Genomic DNA, 4,000 nt, shown 5'->3' on the forward strand with positions numbered 1-4,000 from the left:
ACGTCGTCACGGGATTGGTCAAGAGCCTGGTCTTTGCCTGGCTTATCGTAGCGCTGGCAGCGTTTTACGGATTGCGAGTTAAGGGTGGGGCGGAGGCGGTAGGACGGGCAACGACGGCGTCCGTCGTCGCTTCAATCTTTGCCGTTATTGTAGCGGATGCGGTCCTGGGGCTGCTGTTTTACCTGTAATATGAATCCCATGAAACCTCAACCAGTGACTACCTTCTGATCGTCCCGTTGGCCGCCCTAATCTTCAGAATGCGATCTGCAAGAAGGTCATCTATCTCTGCCAGCACCTCCGGCTCGATTGTCCATCCTGACCCGCCAACATTCTCCTCCACCTGCGCGGCACTGCGCGCTCCCACAATGGCGCTGGTGATTACCTGGTCCCGAAGCACCCACGCCACCGCCAGTTGACCTGCCGTCCGACTGTAGCGGCTCGCGAGTTTCTTCAGTTCTGTTGCAAAGCCTAAATTGATTGCGAGATTCGGCTCGCGAAACTCGGCAGACCGACGGCGCCAATCGTCCGGCGCCACACGAGCCATATCAAAGCGGCCAGTCAACAGCCCGCATTGCAAAGGGCTGTAGGCAATCACACCGATATTCGATTCGCGGCAATAGCCGAGAATCTCATCCTCGACACCTCGTCGGAGCATCGAGTAAGGTGGCTGCAGCGATGCGATGGGACGAACCGAGACCACCCTGCGCAACTGAGCCACATTGAAGTTTGAGACTCCGCCGTAACGCACTTTGCCGGTTGCGATTAGCCGCCCTATCGCCTCCCACCCTTCATCAATATGCGCTTCGTCATCGGGCCAGTGTATCTGGTAGAGGTCGATATGATCGGTCTGCAACCGGCCAAGACTCGCCTCGCACTCACGAATGATCGAATCCGCCGCAAGGTAACATGAAGTCTTACCGCTTTCATCCCAGATCAGTGAGCACTTCGTCGCGATAATGATGTCTTCACGTTTGCCTGCCACTGCTTTGGCAACCAGTTCTTCGCTATGGCCAAGCCCATAGACGGCGGCAGTGTCGATCCAATTGATTCCGAGGTCGATTGCCCTCTCAATGGCTCGAACCGCCTCGTCGTCATCCTGTGCGCCCCATCCGAAGGTCCAGGCGCCGCCAATGGCCCATGCACCGAAGCCGATTTCAGTGAGTTCAAGCGAAGTTGTCCCCAACCGACGTTTGTTCATTAGGGAGTCTATTCCTGGACGAAGAAAATGGACTATAGATGCAGTGTTATCGGCTGACCTGGTTGTCTGCCATAGAACTTATCCATTGCTACCCGGTGAGCCTCATAGCCCGGACGACCCATCAGTGCATAGGTCGCGACTTTGCCAGCCTCGACACCGGGTTGGTCGAGTGGATTGACCCGGTAGTAACCGCCGGCATAAAGCGTCGCGGCTTCGAGGAGATACATTAGTGATCCGATATGACGTTCGTCGATATCGTCGATCTCGAGGTTGATGACCGGACGTCCGGCCTGCGCCAGAGAAAAGGCTGTCGCCCGACGTTCGGCGTTGAGCACATCGCCGGCATCGACGCCTTGAAGGTAAGCAATTTCCGGCACGTCGGTGCCGATGTCTGGTAGTGTCAGTTCGCGCTTAAAGCGCCTCGTCCCTAAAATGAGAAAAGCCTTATCGGGCGGGCCTTCAACATAGAGTTGCACTTGAGAATGCTGATCGGTCGCGCCGATCGCCTTTACCGGAGTCGGACCGGTGAATACTTCGTGCCCATCGAGGTTGTAGCGTTTTCCCAACGACTCGGCCCAAAGTTGCCGGAACCAATCGGCTATCAAGTAGAGCCGGTTGGAGTAAGCGAAAAGGACGTGAATCGGCTTATCTTTGGCAACCTGAGCCGTGTAAAACAGCGCTGCCAGAAGCGCTGCCGGATTCTCTTCCAGCACCGGATTGAAGCAGACATCCCGGGTGGTTCGCGCCCCCGCACAAAGTTCCTGAATGTCGATTCCCGTCAGTGCTGCCGGAAGTAGGCCGACCGGGGTTAAAAGGGAAAATCTGCCACCCACACCCGGATGAATAGGCAAGGTCGCAACCCGGTGCTCGTTCGCGAATTTACGTAATAGTCCTTGCTCCGGGTCTGTGGTCAGGATGAGATGATCGCGCCACTTGCTGCCGAGCGCTCGTTGAAGGAGTTCGACGACGATGAGAAACTGCGCGACAGTCTCGGTAGTGCCGCCCGACTTGGAAACGACATTGTAAAGAGTTGACTTCGGGTCGGTTACATCGAGGACACTGCCCAACAGGTCGGGATCGACATTGTCCGGACAGAAAAAGCGCAGCCCATTGCGCTTCGAGGCGGGGAGGAGGTTGTGTTGGGGGTGATTGAGCGCTGAATGCAGTGCGATCGGGCCTAACGCCGACCCGCCTATACCCATCAAGACCAGATTATCGAATCGCTCCTGCGCCTCTTTCGCAAAGACCTCGACCTGATCGATCAAGGCTTGATCGAAAGGCAGGTCCCAGAATGGCAATTGCCCGGTAGCGTGGCGGGATGCGATGTCCTGGCGGACGGCATTGAAGACATAACGGACCGCTTCCAGGTCGCCGGTGTTTATGCCATGTTGAATCCCGATCGACTCTGCCATGGCCATTCGCGGATCAAGATGAATACTCACCAGTCCCTCTATGTTCAACCTGCATTTCCGATCCTATCTGAGAGTTCTGCATCGGTGCAAGTTCTATATATTCAGACATATGTCCCAAATCCCAATACTTCAATCCAGTCCTATAATACCACCGGCCACAAGTTCTTTGCCGCGATAGAAAACTGCCGACTGCCCCGGTGTAATCGCCTCAATTGGCACACCAAGATGGACGATGTGATGCCCATTCTGCCGCTCTATACGGGCAACCGGTGTTCCCCGGTCGCGATAGCGGATCCGAACCGATAAATCGCTTGTGATCTCAAGTGCGTCTTCAAAGCAATTGAGTTCATAGAGCGCAAACCGGTCGCGCCGTAGATCTTCGCGTGCGCCGACCGTCACTCGACGCGTCTTCGGATCAATTGACGTTACGAATAAGGTCTGTCCACCGCCCAAGCCAAGCCCTCGTCGCTGACCAATGGTGAAGTAGGGATAGCCCGGGTGCTGACCAATCTCGTTACCGGAAGAATCGACAATAGTCCCGGCATAGTTTCCCTTTGCCAGGTCGGGATGTCTCGAAAACAACCAGCCTCGATAGTCATCGCGCGGAACGAAGCAAACCTCCTGACTCTCTACCTTGTCTGCTACCGACAGTCCGAATCGACGCGCCTCCGACCTCACCTGATCCTTGGTCATTTCACCAAGCGGAAAGAGTGTCTTTGAGAGCAGAGCGGGGGGGATGCTCCAGAGGAAGTAGGTTTGGTCTTTGTTGGTATCAGCCCCCTGCAACAGATGCGCCCCGCCATCATCTTCATGTATCACCCGTGCGTAGTGCCCCGTTGCGATGTAATCGAGACCGAGTAACCGGGCTTTGTTACAGAGTGCTCCCCACTTGAGAAACCGGTTGCAGCGAACACAAGGATTGGGAGTCCGACCGGCAAGATAATCGGTCTCGAAAGGATCGATAACTTCACGCTGGAAAGACTCGCGTAAGTCGAGGGTGTAATGCGGAATGCCAAGTTTTTCACAGACAGATCCGGCATCGCGCGCCATAACTGTAGTGCAGCAGACCTTGCGGGAATGTTCTTCCTCCTCGGCGTCCCACAACTTTAGGGTGAAGCCTACGACCGTATGCCCAGCTTCGACAAGAAGCGCGGCGGCAACAGAGGAATCGACGCCGCCGCTCATCGCCACAGCGACTTTGAGCGGTGAGGTTAACACCTTTATTCTCATCCCGTCGCTTGAGCGATGATTAGCCCGGACATACGGCGCAGTCGGGTTACATTATCGACAATGATCCGTGCGGCATAACCGACATCCTCGGCGGTTGTGCTACGCCCTAATGTCAAGCGAAGCGACGCCTGAGCCAACTCCCGGGGGACTCCCATTGCCA

General features: G+C 55.8%; 4 protein-coding genes. 1 reads left to right on the forward strand and 3 read right to left on the reverse strand.

Annotation, left to right across the window (positions count from 1 at the left end; translation table 11 throughout):
* Positions 1-188 (forward strand): ABC transporter permease (locus FJY67_11530; GenBank protein ID MBM3330079.1); only part of this gene is annotated, 188 nt, incomplete at its 5' end.
* Between the two features lie 29 nt (positions 189-217).
* Here the strand turns inward: FJY67_11530 and FJY67_11535 are convergent.
* The 3 genes from FJY67_11535 to mnmA all read right to left on the reverse strand — a co-directional run bounded on the left by FJY67_11535 (position 218) and on the right by mnmA (position 3,840).
* Positions 218-1,198: an aldo/keto reductase gene (locus FJY67_11535; GenBank protein MBM3330080.1), complete on the reverse strand. Its 981-nt coding sequence runs from the start codon at positions 1,196-1,198 to the stop codon at positions 218-220.
* Positions 1,199-1,230: 32 nt separating this feature from the next.
* Complete coding sequence (locus FJY67_11540; GenBank protein ID MBM3330081.1) at positions 1,231-2,640, reverse strand: glucose-6-phosphate isomerase; 1,410 nt, start codon at positions 2,638-2,640, stop codon at positions 1,231-1,233.
* Between the two features lie 99 nt (positions 2,641-2,739).
* Positions 2,740-3,840 carry a tRNA 2-thiouridine(34) synthase MnmA gene (gene mnmA / locus FJY67_11545; GenBank protein MBM3330082.1) on the reverse strand — a complete coding sequence of 367 codons (1,101 nt, stop codon included), beginning with the start codon at positions 3,838-3,840 and terminating at the stop codon, positions 2,740-2,742.
* Positions 3,841-4,000 lie beyond the last annotated feature (160 nt).

The organism is Calditrichota bacterium, assembly GCA_016867835.1.
Taxonomy (GTDB): Bacteria; Electryoneota; AABM5-125-24; order Hatepunaeales; family Hatepunaeaceae; genus VGIQ01.